Source organism: Streptomyces paludis, from assembly GCF_003344965.1.
GTDB lineage: Bacteria > Actinomycetota > Actinomycetes > Streptomycetales > Streptomycetaceae > Streptomyces > Streptomyces paludis.
The window spans coordinates 4,915,472-4,934,217 of record NZ_CP031194.1 but is presented as its reverse complement, the minus strand read 5'-3'; the positions used below and the strand labels follow the sequence as shown (position 1 = coordinate 4,934,217).

Below are 18,746 nucleotides of genomic sequence, written 5' to 3'. Positions count from 1 at the left end.
AACAGGCATCACGGGGCTGATATTTCACGCACTCCACGACGGGCACCGCATATCACCACAGAAAACACTACGTCCGTAATTGCGCCTGTCCATCGGATGCCGATCGGATGCCGAGCCGCGTCAGACGCTGCTCAGCGACAGCTTGGCCGCGAAGCCCAGGAACAGCGCGCCCGCCGCCGTCGTCATCCCCGCCGAGAGCCGCTTGCGGCGGCGGAAGGCGGCGGCGAGGCGGGTGCCGCCGAAGATGAGGGCGGAGAGGTAGAGGGCGCTGGCGAGGTTGGCGACGAGGCCCAGCAGGATGAAGGACAGCGCGGGGTACGCGTAGTGGGGGTCCACGAACTGGACGAAGAACGAGATGAAGAACAGGATCGCCTTCGGGTTGAACAGGCTGATCACCAGGGCCCGGCGGTACGGACGCTCGACGGCCGGAGCATCCGCCGTGACGTCCGCCGCGACGTCTGCCGTGGCGTCCGCAGTCCGCTCCTGTACGTTCCGCTCCCGCCACAGCGACCACGCCGCGCGCAGCATCCCGATCGCCAGCCAGGTCAGATAACCCGCGCCCGCGTACTTGACGATGCCGAAGAGCAGCGCGTTGCCCTGGAGGAGCGAGGCGACGCCCGCCGCCGACAGCGCCATCAGGACCGTATCGCCGCACCAGACGCCCGCGGCGGCGCCGTAACCGGCGCGTATGCCGCGGCGGGCCGCGACCGAGAGCACATAGAGCGAGTTCGGCCCCGGCAGCAGAATGATCAGTGTGAGGCCGACCAGATATGTCGGCAGATCGGTTACACCCAGCATGCGCCGGAGTGTGGCATACGCCCCTCCCCGGCCGCACGGCGCGTCCACCGGCCGGACGACCGCCGTCACGACGGCCCGCGCGGCAGCCCGCGCGGCACCACGGGTCACGATCTGCGCACCGCTTGCCCGAAACCGCACCTGTCACCCGCGACGGCCCGCGAGAATGCGGCGGGACTTCAAAAAGAGGGCAGAGAAGAAGAAAGAGAAGAGAGACGGGGGACAACATGCTCAGGACACCCGCCCTGCGCGGAGCACTCACCGCCACGGCCGTACTGACAGTGGCGATGAGCGTCGGCTGTACGGTCCAGCCGGGCGCCGGCGGTACGGGAGCGGACGCCAAGCCCGGCGGCGGCAGCCCGCTGGGGGTGAGCATCGGTCCGCCGCCCGACGTACCCACGGCCACACCGCTCACCGCGTCACCGTCGACCTCGTCCCCCGCACCGACGCCGCCCCGGACCTCGGCCCCGCCACCGGCCGCTCCGGCGAGCGCGCCGAGCGCGAGCACCGCGCCGCCCGCGCCCCAGCCCGCCGTACTGCTGGCGAGCGGCGCGGAGAACGGTCAAGTACGCGAACTCCAGGCCCGGTTGCGCCAGATCGGCTACTTCGACCGCGCGCCCACCGGCTTCTACGGCACGGTCACCGCCACCGCCGTCTCGTCCTTCCAGGCCAAGCGCGGGCTCCCCCGTACCGGCGCGACCGACACCGTCACCTGGCAGCGCCTCCTCGGCATGACGAAACAGCCGACCCCCGACGAACTGCGTCCGCCGACCGCGAAGCCGGTCGCCGCCCCCGATCCCCGGTGTCTGAAGGGGCGGGTGATGTGCATCAGCAAGAAGAGCAGCACCCTCGCGTGGATGGTCAACGGCACGGTGGTCTCCGCGATGGACGTGCGCTTCGGCTCGGAGTACACCCCGACCCGCGAGGGCCTGTTCTCGGTCGGCTGGAAGTCCCGGGACCATGTCTCGACGCTGTACGACTCACCCATGCCGTACGCCATGTTCTTCAGCGGCGGACAGGCCGTGCACTACTCCTCGGACTTCGCGGCACGCGGATACGCGGGCGCTTCGCACGGCTGCGTCAACGTCCGGGACGAGCAGAAGATCGCCGCGCTGTTCGATCAGGTCGACGTCGGCGACAAGGTCGTCATCTACTGGTAGCGGCGACGACTTCGGCGGCCCTCGGGCGGAAGATCCTCAACGGACCTGTCCTCAGACGGACTTGAGATACCTCAGGCCCGGGTGGCCCGAGAGCCGCGTCTCGCCGGTGACGGTGAATCCCGCACGGGCCAGCACCGCTCGCGACGCCGCGTTGTCGAGAGTCGTGGCGGCCCGCAGGGAGGTCAGCCCGTATGTGCCGGCGGCGAGGGCGCACACCTCCCGCACGGCCGAGGTGGCCAGCCCCCGGCCCGCGGCCCGCTCCGCGATCCGGTATCCCAACTCGGCACTGCCGTCAGCCACATCCACCAGGTTGACCCGCCCCAGCACCTCGCCCGCGGCGTCGACCAGAACATGGAAGAAACAGGCCCCGGTCGCCTGCTCGGCCAGCAGCTCGCGGTGGCGCTCGTCGAACCGGGCGAAGTAGTCCTCTCCCCGGTCGGGAATGGACGCCGCGAAGTAGGCCCGGTTCGCCCGCTCGAAGGCGAGGAGAGCGGGGGCGTGGTCCGGACGGAGCAGCTGCGGCTGGGGCTGTGGCTGGAGCTGTGGCATGGCGTGGACTGTACGGAAACCGGCTGTCCGCCTGCCACACGATTGGCGGCCGAAGAGTTACGGAGACGGAGAAGGGCGCGGGCGGGACCGGGGGAACGTGTCCCGCCCGCGCCGGGTGCGCTGAGCCGAAGGTACGGGGGGAACCCCGGCTCTCGCGCGGCCGATGACCAGTCGGCTCACTCTGTACTGCGCCAACCCTCGAAGAAACGTCACACCCGCCCTCACACCCATGACATCGGCGGGTCTGTCAGGACTCCACGGACGACGGCGAGGCGGAAGGCACATCGGAAGGCACATCGGCGGGCATGACGTGCTGCTGCGGATCGTCCGGCAGGACCGGGTACGCCGTCCGTTCGATGGACGGTGCCGGGCTGGGCGGCCGGGGCGGGGCCAGGCCGGGCGCGCCCTCCGGGGGGCCGGCCTCGTCGTCGCCACCCGAGCCGCCACCCGAGCCGCCGCCCGTACCGCCACCCGAGCCGCCGCCCGTGCCGTCGCCGTCGCCGTAGCCGGGACCGTTCCGGTCGCCGCCCCGCTTGCCGCCCTGGCTCGGTGGCGTACCGCCGTCGCTCAACAGGTCGGCGCAGAACCGCTCGACGCCCTCGGGGCCGTCGGCCGCCGCCTCCAGCGCCCTCCGGCGCTTGTCGTCGATCTCGCCGCTCGCGTAGTCGCGGCACGCGGCGGCCGTACGCTCGTACCACTTCCAGCTCTCGGCGTCCGCGTCAGGACCGGGCCGGCCGCGGTGCTTGCCGTCGGGGCCGATGGCGAGGTCCGTACGGTCGGCGCCGCCCTCCTCGCCCCGGTCGGCCCGGCCGTCGCCGTCGTGGCCGGAACCGGTGCCGGTGGTTCGGGGGTCGGCCACTCCGCGTCCGCCGGTGAGGGACGAGGAGACGGGCGAGGGCTCTTCCACGCGAGGGGACGCGCCGGGCGCGCTCGGGGTGCCGGCCGGGTCGCCGCCCTCGGTGCCGCGCGTACTCGACCGGTCCGGGCCCGAAGTGGCCGCGGCGGAGACGGAGTCGGCCGGGCCGCCCATGGGTCCGCTGTCGAACATGTCCGGCAGGACACCCGCAGCCGCCGCGACCGCCATACCGCTGAGCGCGCACCCGGCCACCGCCGCGACCAGCCCCCGGCGCACACGTCCACCGGTGCCGGAGGGGCGCCGGCCGCGGGGGGCGCGGGCGATCCGTACCGTACCGGGCAGTTCGTCCGAGGCCATCGATGACGGCCGGGCCCCGGTGGCGCGCGCCTGCCGGAAGGCGGCGAGCGCGCCGGCCTCACCGGGGAGTTCCGTACCGTTTGCGTACGTGACGACGGTCATGTCCCGCAAGGCGTCGTCGAGCAGATTCAGCCGGGCCCTGACATCGTCGTCAAGACCCTCTACGGGCTCCCCCCGCAGGAATTTCTCCGCCTCGTCCTCGCTGAGCCACGGGTCACCCTCATCGGCCATCACATGTCCCTCTGCGTCCGCAGGCGCGAATGCGTCACACCTGCGGAGGCAGAGGATACCGACCGGCCGGACCGCTGCGGAGGGACGCCCCCCGGTACGGCGGACGCGCGGGGCACTTCCGGTCCAACGGACGCGCGGGCCACGCCAGTTCCGTCCCGCGGACCGGCGGCCGTACCGGCACCAGGACCCGTACGTGGAAAGGTGCCTGATCCGGCGCCCGGTCCGGCCGACGAACCCCGCGACGAACCCGACGGCCCCCCTCCCGGAGCGGCACCCGGAGCGGCACCCGCCCCGTCGGGTTCCTCGTCGCCCGCGGCGAGCAGCTCGGCCAGCCGCTTCAGTCCGCGGTGCGCGGCCGTCCGTACCGCGCCCGGCCGTTTGCCCAGCGTCTGGGCGGCGGTCTTCGCGTCGAGGCCGACCACCACCCGCAGCACCACGGCCTCGGCCTGGTCCTGCGGGAGCCGTGCGATCAGCGCCATCGTCCGGCCGGTGTCGAGCGCCTCCATGGCCTCGCCGGCGGTGTCCGACTCGGCGGCCTTCCCGGCCAGCTCCGTCTCGTCGGCGCCGATGGCCGGGCGCCGGCCGCGCATACGGATGTGATCGAGCGCACGGTTACGGGCGATCCGGGCGGTCCAGCCGCGGAACCGGTCGGCGTCGCCGGTGAAGCGGTCGAGGTCGCGGGCGATCTGGAGCCATGCCTCGGAGGCCACGTCCTCGGCGTCCGGCTCACCGACGAGTGTCCGTAGATAGCCCAACAGCCGCGGGTGCACCGTGCGGTACACAGTCCGGAACGCGTTCTCGTCACCGTCCTGTGCCGCGAGCACCGCGGCGGTCAGCTCCGCGTCATCCCCCAGCACTCCCACTACCCGCCTGCCAAGCTGTCCTGAAATCGCGGCCCGTCACCGCCGCGCGCCCCCCGCGCGCTCCCTGAACGCTACGGCTTTACCGGGTCCGCGTCCATGTCTTGTGCACTCTGCAACATCCTCCGTGACCCCTCCCACAACCCTCACCACCTCCCGTGACCATCTCCCGCGCCCCGGGGTGTGACAGAAAACGCGGCGACGGCGCTGTGTTGAGTACGGGGCCGTCACGCGGCTCCGGCGGAAGGCGACCGGGGTCTCTCCTGTGGGGGGTGGCGACCCCGGTCGTCCTCCCTTTTCCCTGCCCTGACCAGGTAATGCGCGGATCACGGGCTACGTGGCCCCAGCCTGACCGGGCGGCCACGGAGGCGTTCGAACCCATTGCCCGGACAACCGAGTTCTGACCCCGTCGCCCGCGCTGGTGGCGGTGAGGTACCGGGGCGAGTCGGGGCGGTGGGGCCGCTCGGAGCGGGACTTCCCGATCAACCGAAAGCGACCCGCCGCGGTTGGCCGCCGACGCGGCCTTTACGGCCCCGCAAGGAATTTACACAGTTCGGAACTTCCCGCAATGACACACGTCTGTTCGGAATTTTGGGATCAGTTTAATTCCTCGCGCACCTGGCTCTCATCTCCGTTTTTTACGCGCCACAGCCCTTCACGCATCGGGACCGACCGCACACCTTCACGCCATTGAACATCATATATCCAGTACCTGGGCGGCGGCCATCCAGATATACGGACAGCCACAACCTCACCCACGTTTCCCACCTCCGAACGATGGCTGACTCTCTCGCCAACCTCAAATTCAGGATCCTTCACGTTACCCCCCACACAGCGGTTGCAAATAGCAACGATGGGACAGCATTAGGCCCTCGATGCATTCGCTGAATAAAATTTCAAAAATCGAGATCAAAATCCGGAACTCAATGAACTAAAATCCCGCCCGACCATGCCAACAATTCCACGCTCAAGGGACCTGAATCCATCGCCCGACTATTTCTTGACACTACGATTTGGCCCACACCAAAGAAAGCCGCATCAGTGATCTCGGTATACGGGAAAAGAATACACCAGGCATCCTGCAAATTACCCTCCGGCGCGCCTCCTCACAGCACGTCCGCAAGGCACGCCCGAGGCAGCCAAGTCCATACGCATCGGACAGCCTCGAAATAAGGCACAGTCACTCGTCCGCAATAATCAATACCTTCTAGATTTACTCAGAAAGGGCGCACGGGAACAATGGCGCGACCTGGCATACGGCCAGGTAAGCACGGTCGCTCTCCCTGGCCGCACTGCCATCCGCTACCGGAAGAGGCGGTACGGGGCCACCGGCTCCCGTACCGCCTTACCGCTTCAACCGACGTCGCCGATCAGGCAGGACGGTCGCCTCGGCACTACTTCGCCGAATTCCTCCGGTTCTTGATTCTGACGCCTACATACGCGCCGCCTCCCGCGGCTGCCAGAGCGAGCACGGCCTGACTCGGAAATCCACCTCCGAGCAGCAGAGCCAGTGCCCCGCCAACGGCCAGCACGCCGATGATGATGATCAAGTCGGATGGCTTCACGTTCTTCTCTCTTTTCAGCTTGAAGGTCTACCGCCGGTGTCTGCCACGCGGGACGGCGTGCCGGGGCTTGTATCTCAGCTTCGACCAATACCTGGCCCCGGCGCTGTACGCTCTACCGCCGCCCGCACCGGCTACATTGAAGGCAGCGCCTGTTCCCACGCTTCCCCAGAAGTCACGGCGTCGGAATGTGGCACGGTTCCCGAAGCGCCGCTTGGCCCAGTAGTCCCCCGCGCCGCCGGCCGCACCGATGGCAGCGGCCCCGGCGAGGCATACAACGACGCCGGTGGCGCCGCAGACAGCCGCCGTGCCGATCGCGGCCGCCGTGTAGACCGCACCACGCAGCAGCCTGCGCTTCCAGCGTTTGGAAATTCCCCATTTACCGTCCAGGTCCAGGCGGTTGACCGGATCCCCGTTGACGTAATCGTAGGCGTTCGCGTTGCCGCCGAGGATGGGATCGACCGACAGGAAGCGTCCGAGCAACGGGTCGTAGAGGCGGACGCCCATAAGGATGACGCCGCTGGGGGTTTCGGTGGAACGCTGCTTGCCGCCGAGCCAGCCGTAGCGGGTGGGGTCGGTGCCGGGGACGAGGCTGCCGTACTCGTCGTAGGCGTTGACCACCGGGGTGGTGTCGTCGGCGAGGGGGAGCTGCGTGCTGATGTCTCCGTGCAGGTTGGCCATCTGGAGGACGACGTCACCGGTCTTGCCCGTGGTGGCGATCAGATTGCCGGAGAGGTCTTCGATGCTGCGGCTGACGGTTCCGTCGGACCCTGCGGTCCAGTCCGGGCTGTCGCCGCCGCCACCGTAGTGGTTGATCTTGGTGACGGACGTGCTCCAGGTGTTGTCCTCCGCCTGCTCCTCGGTGGTCCAGGAGGCGTGACGTCCGGCCGCGTCCAGGTTCCAGGTCGAGCGCTGGGAGTTGGCGGTGATCTGGCGGGCGAGGTCGTTGGCGTAGTAGGCGTTCTGGGCGCCACCGGCCTGCGCGGTGGTGCGGCCGAAGGCGTCGTAGACCGTGCCGGTGGCGATCAGCCGGTCAGCGCTGTCGTACGTAGAGCTGACCGTGGCCGTCGTGGGCGCGCCGCCGTCGATGTCGTCGACGGTGGTGGTCAGCGCGGTGCGGTTGGTGTTGTTGTCGAAGGTGTAGGCGCGGTGGGTGGTGACACCGGATCGGCCGTCGTCCGCCTTGGTGAGGCGGCCAGCGGCGTCGTAGGTGTACTCCTGGTAGGCGCCGCCTCCGGTGTAGGTGGTGCGGCTGACGACCTGGCCGTGGATGGACTCGGTGGCCGACTCGCCCTGGACGGTCCAGCCGGACTCCCAGTGCCAGTAGCGGGAGGTCTCCGTGCCGGTGGGGTCGAGGTTGAACTCGACGTCCATGTTCCACGGCAGCTTCTGCTTGTACAGGCGGCCGTCGGAGTCGTAGAAGCCGGTCACGTCACCGATGGTGCCCATCACCGAGTCGTGAACCCTGGAAGGCAGACCCGCGGGGTTGTCGTAGTCGTAGGTGACCGTGGACGGAGCCGAGTCGGTCACCCGGATGCGGCGGTCGCGGTTGTCGTACTGGGTGCGGGTGACATTGCCGGCGCCGTCGTCGTAGGCGATCGCACGGCCGAGGACGTCGGTGGTGTGGCGGATGGTGGCGGTGCCGTCGGTGACGGTCGCCACGGCTCCGCTGCCCGCGTCGTAGGTGGTGCTCTGCGCCGGTACGGCGGTGCCGACGCCGCCCGTCATCCTGGTCTGCGTCATACGGCCCGCAGCGTCGTAGGTGTTCTCCGTGGTGCGGGTGGTGCCGTTGGCGGTCTCAGTGACCTTTGCGGTGTTGCCCCAGCGGTCGTATTCGGTGGTTTTCAGCGGTAGTTCGGTGGGATTGGAGCCGCCTCCGGTGATCACGCCGGCGGGACCGGTGGAGCAGACCAGGTCGGCCCATTCCGGCCGGCCCTCGCAGGTTCCGGTGCCGGTGGCAGCCCAGTAGCGGGTGACCGTTGCCCCGGCGTCGGTGCCGTTGGACTTGGGCAGCGTGGTCCTGGTGACGCGGCCCTGGGTGTCGTAGCTGGTGGTCTTGGTCAGCTTCAGCCCGCCCGGGTCGGTGACCACGGTGGTGGGCAGGCCCTTGACCCAGTCGTAGGCGGTCGTGGTGGTCCGCACGTCCCCGTCGGCGGGGTACCCGTCGACCGCGGCGCCCACCAGGCTGGTGGTGACCTGGTCGCTCACCGTGGCGGTGCCGTTGGTGGGACGGCCCTCGTCGTAGCGGCTGACCGTGTGGGCCCGCGCGGCGGTCAGGCTCCCGGCCGGCAGGTCGGGGCTGTCGCCCTCGCCCTTGAGCGCCTGGGTGAGCGTGACCAGATGCAGCGGCCCGGACTCCTCCAGCTTGCGCTTGCCGTCGGTGGAGTACACCGAGACGGTGCCGAGCAGCTGAGCGCGTTCGGCCGGGGACTCGGAGAGGATGCCCAGTTCACTCTGGGTGTTGACCTGGTAGTCCTCGCTGCCCAGGGCGAGTTCACGGTTGGTCGCGTTCAGCTCGAAGACGACGTTGCCGAAACGGTCGTACTGCTTGACCGTCAGATGCCGGCCGGGCAGACCGCTGTTCACCTCGCGCCCGGAGGCGTCGGTGTAGGTGAGGGTGGCCTTGTCATAGTCGGCCACGCCGAGGTCGCCTCCGGTGTGGGAGGACGGAACCTGGTCGGCCGGGAAGACTGCGGTGGCGTCCGTGGGCGCGTCCGTCTGACTCCATTTGGCGGTCTCGGCGGGCGAGACCTGGTGGGGCGCCTTGGTGCCCGACAGCGGTACGTCGTAGACGACCGAGGTGGTCGCCCTGCCGCCGTCCTGCTCGTCCTTGGTACCGGCCTTCAACGTCGGCCGGGAGGCGGACAGGAGCATGCCGTCACCGGCGACCGCACCGACGCCCGCCCTGCCGTACGCGAATGTCCACGGCAGCTCGCCCGGCGGGGTCAGGGTGACCACGCGGCCGGCGCTGTCGTAGGTGTAGGCAGTCTTCAGTGCCGGGGAGATACGCGGGTCCCACTGCTCGCGCAGACGGCCCTGAACGTCGTAGGCGTACTGGGAGACGATCGTGGCCGTAGAAGTGGTCGCGCCGGGGGCCGTGCTCCACAGACGAATCCGCGTGACCTGTCCGGCCACGTCACCGAGCGCGGTACCGCTCGCGGTGGTCGTGGCGGCGTACTGGTACTCCAGGATCCGGCAGCCCCTGGTCGACGGCGTGGCCGTGCAGACAGCGGCCGAGGCGGCGGAGGTCGGTGCGATCACGTACGTGGGGCGGGCCAGGATCTTGCCGTCCACGGTGACCTTCTCCGAGATCACGCTCGTGGTCGAGTTCTCCGTGGGCAGGAAGGTCTGCGACAGCTGCCACGTGGTGGCCGCCGTGTCCACCTTGGTGAACACCGAGGTGGTGCCCTCCGTGTCCTTCAGCGTGAAGGAACCCGTCAGCGAGCCGGTCAGCGTCAGATCCTCCGCGCCGGTCTCCGGCTTCCATCCGCCGCCCGTGGTCGCGGTGAAACCGGTCTCCTCACCGTCCACATCGACCACCGCCACCGAGGTGGCCGAGGTCCTGCGCACCGAGGCCCAGTCACTCTCGGAGAGTTCCGCCGTAGTGCCCGCCGTCCATTGCGGGCCGAAGATCGCGGACTGCCCTTCCTGCTGGGACCCGTTGGCCGGGCGGCGGGAGGAGAAGGAGCGGGTGGCGGTCAGGTCGAAGCCCGAGGCGTCCGTGGCAGAGAGGCCGAAGTCGCCGGTGAGCATGTTCACACTGCCCGGCCCCACACCTGAACTGGGTGCCTCGCCAGCGTTGCGGTCCACCGTGATCGTGGCGGCCGGAGAGCCGTCGCTGGTGGTGCCGTCGGTGAACAGAGCGCGGACGTCGACCGGCCCGTCCTCGCTCAAGGTGTCGGTGACATTCCAGATCAGCGCCTCGGCATCGCCGCCCGTGACCTTCGCCGGCCACGAGGTCAGGGCCGAGCCGTCGGCCTTGCGGCGCACGTTCTGAGCGGGAACGTCCTTCCAGGCGTCCGTCTCGCCACGCCGGTACTGGTAGCGCACCCCTGTGTCGCCAGCCTTGCCCTGGCCTGTCAACTCAGCTCGGCGGGCCGTGCGGTCACCACTGCCCGGGGTGAGCAAAGCCGCGCCGGAACCAGCGTAGAAGGTGTGGGACGTCGAGGCCGAGACGTTCCCGGCCGCGTCCTTGGTACGGACGGTCAGGACGTGCTTGCCCGCACGGAAGACGGGCTTGCGGGAGACGGCTGTTCCCGTGGTGGCCGCCGACTGCCAGGCAGCGCCGTCCAGGTTCCACTGGACTTCCTTCACATCGCTGGTCGGCGGAGTGAAGGTGAACGTGCCGGTGAAGTCACCGTTGTCGTCAGGCGATCCTGACCACTGGCCGGCTGGGAAGTCGGTGGAGGACACCCTCGACGTCGCGGGCGCCGTGGTGTCGACGGTGAGGGCCCGGAATCCCGACCATGCGCTGTTCGCGCTGCCGTCCCCGGCACGCGTACGCCACTTGTACGCGCCTTCCGGCAGCGCTGCGGGCTTCCATGACGCCTGCGCACCGGAGGCCACGTATGCGCTGGAACCGGAACGCAGCGCGGCGGCGCCGTTGGAGGCCCAGACCTCGTAGTCGATCCTGACCTGCGAGCCGTCGCCGTCCAGCGCCTTCGCCGCAAGGGTCGGCGTGGTCACGTTCGTCGCGGCCTTGTCGGCCGGGGATATGAGGGTCGGGACATCCGGTATGGAGTTGTACGTCACCGACAGGTACGGCGTGTTGGAGGCCGCGTTGCCCGAGTTGAACCGCTTCCATCCGTACGGGTCGGACTCGTCCGTGGCACGCAGGCCCAGGTGATTGGTGGCGTTGCCGTTGTTGGCCCACGTCTGCACCAGCGAGGCCGCGTCAATGCTCACCCAGCCGTCGTTGCAGGCGCTGGAGTAGCCCTTGGTCTGGGTGCTGGTGGCGTACTTGGTGCCCCAAGTGGGCTGGCTCGTCCAGCGGCTGCTCGTCAAGGCGGCCCCCGTGCTGTACAGATCCCATCCTCTGGCCGTGCACGACCAGGAGTGGAACTCGAACAGGTTCAGCTTGGCGGCTGTTATCTGCTTCCCCGTGATGTTCTTCATCGGGAAGGACAGGAAGGAACGGGCCACCTGGCTGGAGCCGTTGTTGCCGATCTTCAGCTCGGTCGCGGCGGACTGATCGGTGGTGTAACCCTGCTGGACGAAGGTGTCGAAGCTGGCGCCGATGTTGACGGTCGGATCGATAACCACCGGAAACCGGGTCGCTTCGTCGGCGAGGAACTCGGCGTCCGGGGTGAGCGTGATCGCGATCGCGTCGCCTTCCTGGGCGACCTTCACCCCGACCTTCGCGGTGTGCGTGTGCTCCCCGGAGTTCCTGTCGGTACGGGCATCCCACATCACCGGCGACGGCAGGACCCCCGCGCTCTTGCCCTTGGCATCGGTGAAAGTGATCGACCCGTCGCCGTGCGCCTTCGCTGTCAGTCCCGCGGCCTTCAGGCGGTAGGTGACCTGGCCGTTGGCATCAACAGCAGAGCGGTCCTTCAGCTCCAGAAACTGCTCGTAACCGGTCCGGGTGGACTCGATGAGGAGATCGGTCGCCGGCAAGGCGTCCTTGTAGCGGGCGACCGTATCGTCCGCACCCTCGATCGTCGGGGCCGGCAGCGCGCCGTACCAGCCCAGCTCCATCTCCCGTCCCGCGCGATCCTCCACGGTCGCCAGTGGCGCCGGCTCCGAAGCAGTCTTCACTCCGGTGGTCTTCAGCCCCTTGGGCGCCGTGTGCTTGCCCGCGAGAGTGAGGCCGTGCGGATGGCCCTTGGCCTTGACCGATCCGTCGGCGACGCGCTTCAGCGAGACGTCGACGTCCTGCCACGTGCCTTGCTCGTCCTTGAAACGGATCGGGCCGGCGTACGCCTGCTCCGTGACAGTGCCGTCAGGGTTTACGTAAGTCGTAGAGGTTTCGGTGCGAGCGCCCGTGACCTCGATACGACGGTTCTGGATCTTGGCCTTGAGCCGGGCGGCTGAGATGTTGGCCGCAGTGGCGGGGCCCACGCTCCTGGACTCGCTTGATGCGCGTGCGCTCTTGGCCACTTCCGGCGAAAGAGCTACTGCCTGCCCCGAGGACTCAACGAGCACCGCGGCTTCGACGGACATCAGCAGCGTGAGAGCCAGGGCGACCGGACGCATGCGTCGTATGGAGAGGGTCGTCTGTAAGGGGCTTTGGAAGCCAGCGGCCTTGTGCCGCGTGGGTCTGCGCATGAGATATGACACGAGAGCTCCTCACCTGCACAGCAACTCACTGCGCAACGTGATCATCCTTAGGTGGATCTTACAAGTTTTCATGATCCCCAAGCCGCCCGCGTCCAAACGCCCGACTGCCCACCAGTTTTATCAAGTCCCTTGCCCCCAAAGAGACTTGGTCTCGACTGGGCAGTTTTTCCCATGCGGATCAGAGCAGCGGGCGGGGCGACACAGGCCGCCGGCGCCATGCCGCAGGGCAGCCACGCCTCTCCGTCGACGTCGGCCGGCCGACGTCACGCGAAGGATGCCGTTGAACGCCAGAACGGTGAGCCGGCACGTTTTCGCAGGGCACTTGTCACAGGCGGAACGGGAAGTGTCGGGCGGCTGGCCAAGGGGCCGCCATGAGCGACAGCTCACCGACCGCCGCCACCGAGGTGAACGATCCCGCTCGGCGGCTGGACCGCCTCGAGAACGTACGGACCACCGAACAGCTCACGTATCTGTACGCCGAGCACTGTGACAACGGCTACCGGCCCGACGCCACCGCCGGCCTGTTCACCGGGGAGGGAGGGTGGATCGTCGACCGTCTGCTGCCTGTGCACGACCGAGGACGACGGCGAGTCCCCCGATGCCGTGCATTCTCAACGCGGACTACGAGGACCGGTTCGTGAAGCGTGATGGTCACTGGTGCTTCGAGAAACCGCTCGACCGCACCCACCAGGTGTCCGGCTGGGACCAGGGCTGGGGCAGGCAGCCCTTCCACGGCCGATCGCGAGCGCGCGCCCGACCGCGCGCCCACCCCCCGTGTGAACTCAACGGTCTCTCAGCTCCGCGCCCGTGCCCGGCGTGAGACCACCGCGCGCAGTACCCGCTGTCCCTCCGTGGAGACGTCCAGCGCCTGGCGCAGCCCGGCCGGGCCCTCGGTTTCGGTGAGGATCTCCAGGATGCGGATCTGTCTGCGGAGTTCACCGGCGACCAGCGGGCCGACGCCGTCGCCGCCCTCCGAGCCGTCGACCGCGTCGGGGACGGCCGTACGGTCCTCGCGGCAGCGCGCCAGCCGGTCGGCGGCGGCGGGGTCGCCGCTCGTGTCGCCCACCGCGTCCAGCTTCTGGTGGATCTCCAGCGCGACGACGGAGCAGGTGTCCGCCCAGGCGCGCAGCGGTTCGGCCGCCCACTGGGCGGGCGCGGAACCGAGCAGGCTGCGGATGAGTTCGGCGGTGACGTCGGCGGCGGTCACCTCCGCGCCGGCTCCGGCCGCGGCCTCCGCCTCGATGGCCTCGTCGAGGGCGGTCCGGGCCTCCGCCAGCCGGTCCGGCCAGTCCCGTTCGCCGCCCTGTACGCCTGCCCAGAGTGGCCGGAGGACATCGTTCTCCTCGGCGAGCAGGGGCAGACACCGGTCGAGGGAGGCCAGTCCGCTCGCGGCGAGCGCTCTCTCGTCGGCTTGGGCGATCAGCTTCACCAGGCTCATTCACGTCTCCTGTCGCGGACGCGTACTGGCCAGTACTGACCAGTACTGACCTCTACTGCGCCATACGACCGGAAAACGTCACTCGTGCTCCGCGCGTAGACGCGGCACGGATCAGGTCTGGACCAGACAGGGCGGTCATAGCGTTACGCAAAGGGGCGGATCGGCGTGAACCGTATTAATTCCTCAGTCAGTTGGTGTCTCCCGACGCCCCCTTCGGCACGCCCAGCCCGTCCAGCAGCCGGAAGAACAGCTCCGTCGCGTCCGCGCCCGGCTCCGGCCGTGCCAGATGCAGCACATCGAGCAGCGGGCCCGGCTCCACCGTGGCGCCCGCCTCGACCGCCCAGTCGACCGCCCGGCGCGCCGCGTCCTCGGCCGGCAGGAACACCTCCTCGAGGACGAGGCCGCTCGCCGCGAGGTGCTGGACCATCGGCTCGCGCGCGAGGCACGCGTACCAGGATCCACTGACGGGCGCCGCCGCTTCCACCGCCACACACTCGCCGCCCATGATGAAGCCGAAGACGACCGGCGACCCCATGGCGCGGGCCAGCGCCCCCATGCCGCCGATGTCGGGTTCGCCGGTACGACGCCACACCTGCCAGCCGTCCGGCCGCCGTTCGTGGCAGGTCAGCTCGTCCCGTACGGCGGCCAGTGCCGGCAGTTCGGCGAGCGGCCGGTCGCTGCGGCCGGCGAGGAAGTAGCCCCAGAAGCCCGCGCCCGCGTCCGTACCCACGCCGGCGCCCTCGTCCGCTCCCGCGTCCGTACCCGTACCCGTACTCATATCCGCATCCCCCCTGCTCGGGACTCCACCCTCACCCGGCCGGGATCCCCTCGGCCCGTTCGGCATGGATCCATCACGAGGCCATCACACATTGCCCTCAAGAGGAGGAGTTCCCTCCCCTTGAGGGCGGCACGCTCAGCCCGACTGACTCACCTTCGCGTCGAGCGCCTTGAACTGGCTCCAGCTCAGCTTCGGTTTGTCCGGGTTCCAGGTCTTCTCCGCCGTCGCCGCCAGCGGCAGCTTGATCCCGGCCGCCACCTGCGCCTCCGTCTGCGCGTTCGGGAAGTCGCCCCAGATGGCGAAGACACCGCCGCGGATCTGCTTCTCGTGCGCCGCGGGCACCGGCTTCGTGCCGCGCAGCACCAGCGGGGTCCACTGCTCGTAGATCCGCTGGCCGGTCGGGTAGACGAAGGCGTTCGGCTGGCCGAGGACGTAGTAGAGGTACTCGTCGTTGAAGTTCACGACCTGGCGCCCCTCGTCCAGATACTCCTGCGGCTGCCGCGCGCCCAGCTCCTTGCCCGTCCAGTACTGGACCTCGAAGGCCGGGTTCGCCTTGACGATCCCGCCCCGGAAGAGCCCGTCGTTCCAGACCTTGAACTTCTTCTTGTACGACTTGAGCGCCGCCGCCCGGTCGTTCGTCCACGCGGTCGTCAGATCCTGGACTCGCGCGCCCGCGCCGTACTTCTGGACCGCGAGCCGGGCCAGCGCCGGATACGACGCCTCCGGGTCACGGACCACCAGCGCCTGGTACTCGTCCGCGCCGAGGTTCCAGTACGGCCCCTTGAAGAGCGCGGCGAACTCGCGGTCGAGATCGTCGACGATCTTCGCGGAGGCGGGTTTCGAGATGTCGATCGCGCCCTGGGTCGCCTTGCCGCTCGCGTTGCGCAGCTGGAGATCGGGGTGCGCGCGCAGGACCGCGCCGAGGTGTCCCGGTGAGTCGATCTCCGGGACGACGGTGATGTGCAGCTGGTCGGCCAGGGCGAGGATCTTACGGACCTCGGCCTTGGAGAGATGCTGTGCGGAGACGATCTCCGGGTGCGAGCTGGACTCGATACGGAAGCCCTGGTCGTCGGAGAAGTGCAGCCCCAGCGTGTTCATCTTGAGGTCGGCCATCTCGCGCAGCCGGGCCTCGATCCAGCCGGGGCTGTAGTACTTACGTGCGATGTCGAGGTTGAGTCCGCGCTCGGCGCGCGCCGGGCTGTCGTGTACGACGCCCTCGGGCATCACACCGTCGGCGCGCAGGGACTGCTTGAGGGTGCGGGTGCCGTAGAAGACTCCGGCCCGGTCGGGTCCGGTGATCCGGACGCGGCCGTCGCCGGTGGTGAGGGTGTACGACTCGGCCGCGCCGGCTCCGGAGCCACTGCCGCCGAGGGCCAGTTCGACATCGCCGGCGCGGGCGGCGGCGGTCCCCCGGTAGGCGATCTTCAGCTCCTGGGAGAGCAGCTTCCCCTCGCCGGCCAGGGAGTCGCTGCCCTTCGCCAGGACGACACCGCTGTTCTTGCCGGGCCGCCAGCCGGGGCCCCGGGCGGGCTCGTGGGTGCGTACGGAGGGTATGGAGCGCGGGGCGGTGGAGAGGGCGTACGACCGAGTGGGTGAGGGGGTGGCCGAGGGGTCGGCCGCCGTGGCGGCGTCGGAGGCGCGCGCCGAGAGTGCGCCGTCCGAGGATCCGTCGCCCGTCGCCGACCCTCCCCCGCCCCCCGATCCGCAGGCCGCGACCGTCGTGGCAGTGGCCAGCACGACGATCGCGCCGGCTATCCGGGCACCCGGAGATGACCTCATCACGTAGAACCTCCCTGGTACGAATGGAGCCAGCCGCAAACGTACATACGTACGACAGGTACGCGGGACGCGCCCGTGTGCTGCGGGTACGGCGGGTACGACCTGCGGCGGAAGCATGACGCGCTACGGCGAAGGTCCCACGGCGCCGTCCACCCCGCGCGTCGAAACTCTCCCGTCCGGGTGACATGCGAGTGGGTTACGGGAATCCCCGTCCGAGCGTCGATAGCGTTTACGGCGCGACGGCCCCATCCCGCTCACCCACTCGGCCGTCTTCACGCAACCTTCGCGCGCTCACACACGTCTGCCCTTACGTCTGCCGTCTGCCCAACGCCCCCGCATCCGCCGTGTCGCCCCGTCACGCCCGCACCTGACCGGACCCGTCCGGCAGCCCGTCCGCAGCCCGTCGAGGAGCACCCGCTGTACCGCGCATCCCAGGCCGGCCACCCGACCTGCCCTCCGACCACCCCGGCCACCCCGGCCACCACCCCGACCGGCCGCCCGACAGGCACTCCGCACGGCCTCCGCCGCCTCAACGCCGCCCCGTCCGCCGCCGCCGAGGCCGCGCTGCTCGGCTGCCTCGGCAGCCGCCGCTGGGCCCAGCGGCTCGCCGCGCACCGCCCGTACGCGGAGCTGGACGTGCTGCTCGCGGCCTCCGACGAGGCGGGTTACGACCTCTCCTTCGCCGATCTCGCCGAGGCGCTCGCCGCCGAGTCGCCCGCCGGACCGCCCCCCGGTGCCCCGGCCGCCGCCCGGACCGCGCTGCGCGCCGCGCACGCCGCGTACGAGAGCCGGTTCGGCCACGCCTTCGTGATCAGCCTCGACGGCCACCGGCCCGAGGAGTCCCTCGACCATGTCCTGGCCGCCGTACGCGCCCGGCTCGCCCATGACCCCGACCACGAGCGGTCCGTCGCCGCCGACGAGCTGCGCCGGCTCGCCCGGAGCCGGATCACCCGGCTGATCGCGGGCCCGCCGGAGCAGCCGGGCCGGCGCCCGGCCCGCGCGGGGCTGCCCGAGCCCTCTCCGGGGTGTCCGGATAGCCCATCAGTGGCCGTTTGATTGCGTGTTTGATCACACCGGGGTACCCCGCGCGAACGAACCGACAACTCGTCGCTACGATGGCCGGGGCCGGTGGACCGTACCCGGCCGGGCGCGACCGACACCACTGTGCTTGATTGAGTAGAAGATGGCGGCCGGCCCCGATCCCCGCTCCCGGAGGGTTTTTCCGTGCCGGCTGGAACGCTGTACCGCGGCCGGGAAGGAATGTGGTCGTGGGTGGCTCATCGAGTCACCGGCGTGCTCATCTTCTTCTTCCTGTTCGTACATGTACTGGACACCGCTCTCGTGCGGGTCTCGCCCGAGGCGTACGACGATGTCGTCGCGACCTACAAGACACCGCTCGTCGCGCTGCTGGAGTACGGCCTCGTGGCCGCCATCCTCTTCCACGCGCTCAACGGCCTGCGTGTCATCGCCGTGGACTTCTGGTCCAAGGGCCCCCGCTACCAGAAGCAGATGCTCTGGTCCGCCGTGGGCATCTGGGTCGTCCTGATGATCGGCGCCCTCTACCCCGTGCTCGGCCACGCCGTACGCGAAGTCTTCGGGAGCTGAGAGACCGCATGTCCACTGAGACCTCCTCCGCGATCGGCGCCGTCGAGAGCGAGAGCCTGTACGACGCCGATTTCCCGGCCCCGGTCATCGAAGCGCCGAGGAAACGTACCGCCAAAACGCCCAAATCGACCCGCGGCAACTTCGAGATGGCCGCGTGGCTCTTCATGCGCCTCTCGGGTGTCGTGCTGGTCGTGCTGGTCATCGGCCACCTGCTCATCCAGCTCGTCCTCGACGGCGGTGTGTCCAAGATCGGCTTCGCCTTCGTGGCGGGCCGCTGGGCCTCCCCGTTCTGGCAGGTCTGGGATCTGCTGATGCTGTGGCTGGCCATGCTGCACGGCGGCAACGGCCTGCGCACGATCATCAACGACTACGCGGAGCGCGCCAACACGCGCCTGTGGCTGAAGGGCCTGCTGTACACCGCCACGGTGTTCACCATCCTCCTCGGCTCGCTGGTGATCTTCACCTTCGACCCGAACATCCGCTAAAGCCGGGGCTGA

At 69.5% G+C, this 18,746-nt stretch carries 12 protein-coding genes; 4 read left to right on the top strand and 8 right to left on the bottom strand.

Features of this window, described 5'->3' with window-relative positions:
* Positions 1 to 120: 120 nt before the first annotated feature.
* Complete coding sequence (gene leuE / locus DVK44_RS21860) at positions 121 to 798, bottom strand: leucine efflux protein LeuE (protein WP_114661184.1); 678 nt, start codon at positions 796 to 798, stop codon at positions 121 to 123.
* A 224-nt stretch (positions 799 to 1,022) separates the two neighbouring features.
* Between leuE and DVK44_RS21855 the strand changes: the two genes are divergently transcribed.
* Entirely contained in the window at positions 1,023 to 1,955 is a 933-nt protein-coding gene (locus DVK44_RS21855) for a L,D-transpeptidase family protein (RefSeq protein WP_114661183.1), read from the top strand.
* A gap of 51 nt (positions 1,956 to 2,006) precedes the next feature.
* Here DVK44_RS21855 and DVK44_RS21850 read toward each other — a convergent pair whose 3' ends face one another.
* From DVK44_RS21850 to DVK44_RS21815, 7 genes are all read right to left on the bottom strand, one after another.
* The gene (locus DVK44_RS21850; RefSeq protein ID WP_114661182.1) at positions 2,007 to 2,504 is read right to left on the bottom strand and encodes a GNAT family N-acetyltransferase; all 498 of its coding nucleotides are present in this window, start codon (positions 2,502 to 2,504) and stop codon (positions 2,007 to 2,009) included.
* Positions 2,505 to 2,751: 247 nt separating this feature from the next.
* The gene (locus DVK44_RS21845) at positions 2,752 to 3,948 is read right to left on the bottom strand and encodes a hypothetical protein (RefSeq protein ID WP_114661181.1); all 1,197 of its coding nucleotides are present in this window, start codon (positions 3,946 to 3,948) and stop codon (positions 2,752 to 2,754) included.
* Positions 3,948 to 4,805 carry an RNA polymerase sigma factor gene (locus tag DVK44_RS21840; protein WP_114661180.1) on the bottom strand — a complete coding sequence of 286 codons (858 nt, stop codon included), beginning with the start codon at positions 4,803 to 4,805 and terminating at the stop codon, positions 3,948 to 3,950. The genes DVK44_RS21845 and DVK44_RS21840 overlap by 1 nt, the downstream gene beginning before the upstream one ends.
* Before the next feature lie 1,595 nt (positions 4,806 to 6,400).
* A complete protein-coding gene (locus tag DVK44_RS37680) occupies positions 6,401 to 12,430 on the bottom strand; it encodes a DNRLRE domain-containing protein (protein WP_269439627.1) in 6,030 nt (2,009 codons plus the stop codon).
* Positions 12,431 to 13,442: 1,012 nt separating this feature from the next.
* A complete protein-coding gene (locus DVK44_RS21825) occupies positions 13,443 to 14,087 on the bottom strand; it encodes a hypothetical protein (RefSeq protein ID WP_114661179.1) in 645 nt (214 codons plus the stop codon).
* A gap of 187 nt (positions 14,088 to 14,274) precedes the next feature.
* The gene (locus DVK44_RS21820; protein WP_228447309.1) at positions 14,275 to 14,865 is read right to left on the bottom strand and encodes a hypothetical protein; all 591 of its coding nucleotides are present in this window, start codon (positions 14,863 to 14,865) and stop codon (positions 14,275 to 14,277) included.
* A 135-nt stretch (positions 14,866 to 15,000) separates the two neighbouring features.
* Positions 15,001 to 16,644, bottom strand: a complete 1,644-nt coding sequence (locus tag DVK44_RS21815; RefSeq protein ID WP_114661178.1) for a beta-N-acetylhexosaminidase — start codon at positions 16,642 to 16,644, stop codon at positions 15,001 to 15,003.
* Between the two features lie 417 nt (positions 16,645 to 17,061).
* Here DVK44_RS21815 and DVK44_RS21810 point away from each other — a divergent pair, with 417 nt between their 5' ends.
* The 3 genes from DVK44_RS21810 to DVK44_RS21800 all read left to right on the top strand — a co-directional run bounded on the left by DVK44_RS21810 (position 17,062) and on the right by DVK44_RS21800 (position 18,734).
* A complete protein-coding gene (locus tag DVK44_RS21810) occupies positions 17,062 to 17,700 on the top strand; it encodes a 2-oxo-4-hydroxy-4-carboxy-5-ureidoimidazoline decarboxylase (protein ID WP_114665345.1) in 639 nt (212 codons plus the stop codon).
* A gap of 168 nt (positions 17,701 to 17,868) precedes the next feature.
* On the top strand, positions 17,869 to 18,249 hold the full coding sequence (gene sdhC, locus DVK44_RS21805; RefSeq protein WP_114661177.1) for a succinate dehydrogenase, cytochrome b556 subunit: 381 nt from the start codon (positions 17,869 to 17,871) through the stop codon (positions 18,247 to 18,249).
* 8 nt (positions 18,250 to 18,257) lie between these two features.
* On the top strand, positions 18,258 to 18,734 hold the full coding sequence (locus DVK44_RS21800) for a succinate dehydrogenase hydrophobic membrane anchor subunit (protein ID WP_114661176.1): 477 nt from the start codon (positions 18,258 to 18,260) through the stop codon (positions 18,732 to 18,734).
* The last annotated feature ends 12 nt before the right edge of the window (positions 18,735 to 18,746 follow it).

Coding starts and splice junctions, on each gene's coding strand:
- leuE (WP_114661184.1), bottom strand. CDS start 798: ATGCTGGGTGTAACCGATCTGCCGACATATCTGGTCGGCCTCACACTG.
- DVK44_RS21855 (WP_114661183.1), top strand. CDS start 1,023: ATGCTCAGGACACCCGCCCTGCGCGGAGCACTCACCGCCACGGCCGTA.
- DVK44_RS21850 (WP_114661182.1), bottom strand. CDS start 2,504: ATGCCACAGCTCCAGCCACAGCCCCAGCCGCAGCTGCTCCGTCCGGAC.
- DVK44_RS21845 (WP_114661181.1), bottom strand. CDS start 3,948: ATGGCCGATGAGGGTGACCCGTGGCTCAGCGAGGACGAGGCGGAGAAA.
- DVK44_RS21825 (WP_114661179.1), bottom strand. CDS start 14,087: ATGAGCCTGGTGAAGCTGATCGCCCAAGCCGACGAGAGAGCGCTCGCC.
- DVK44_RS21820 (WP_228447309.1), bottom strand. CDS start 14,865: ATGAGTACGGGTACGGGTACGGACGCGGGAGCGGACGAGGGCGCCGGC.
- DVK44_RS21815 (WP_114661178.1), bottom strand. CDS start 16,644: ATGAGGTCATCTCCGGGTGCCCGGATAGCCGGCGCGATCGTCGTGCTG.
- DVK44_RS21800 (WP_114661176.1), top strand. CDS start 18,258: ATGTCCACTGAGACCTCCTCCGCGATCGGCGCCGTCGAGAGCGAGAGC.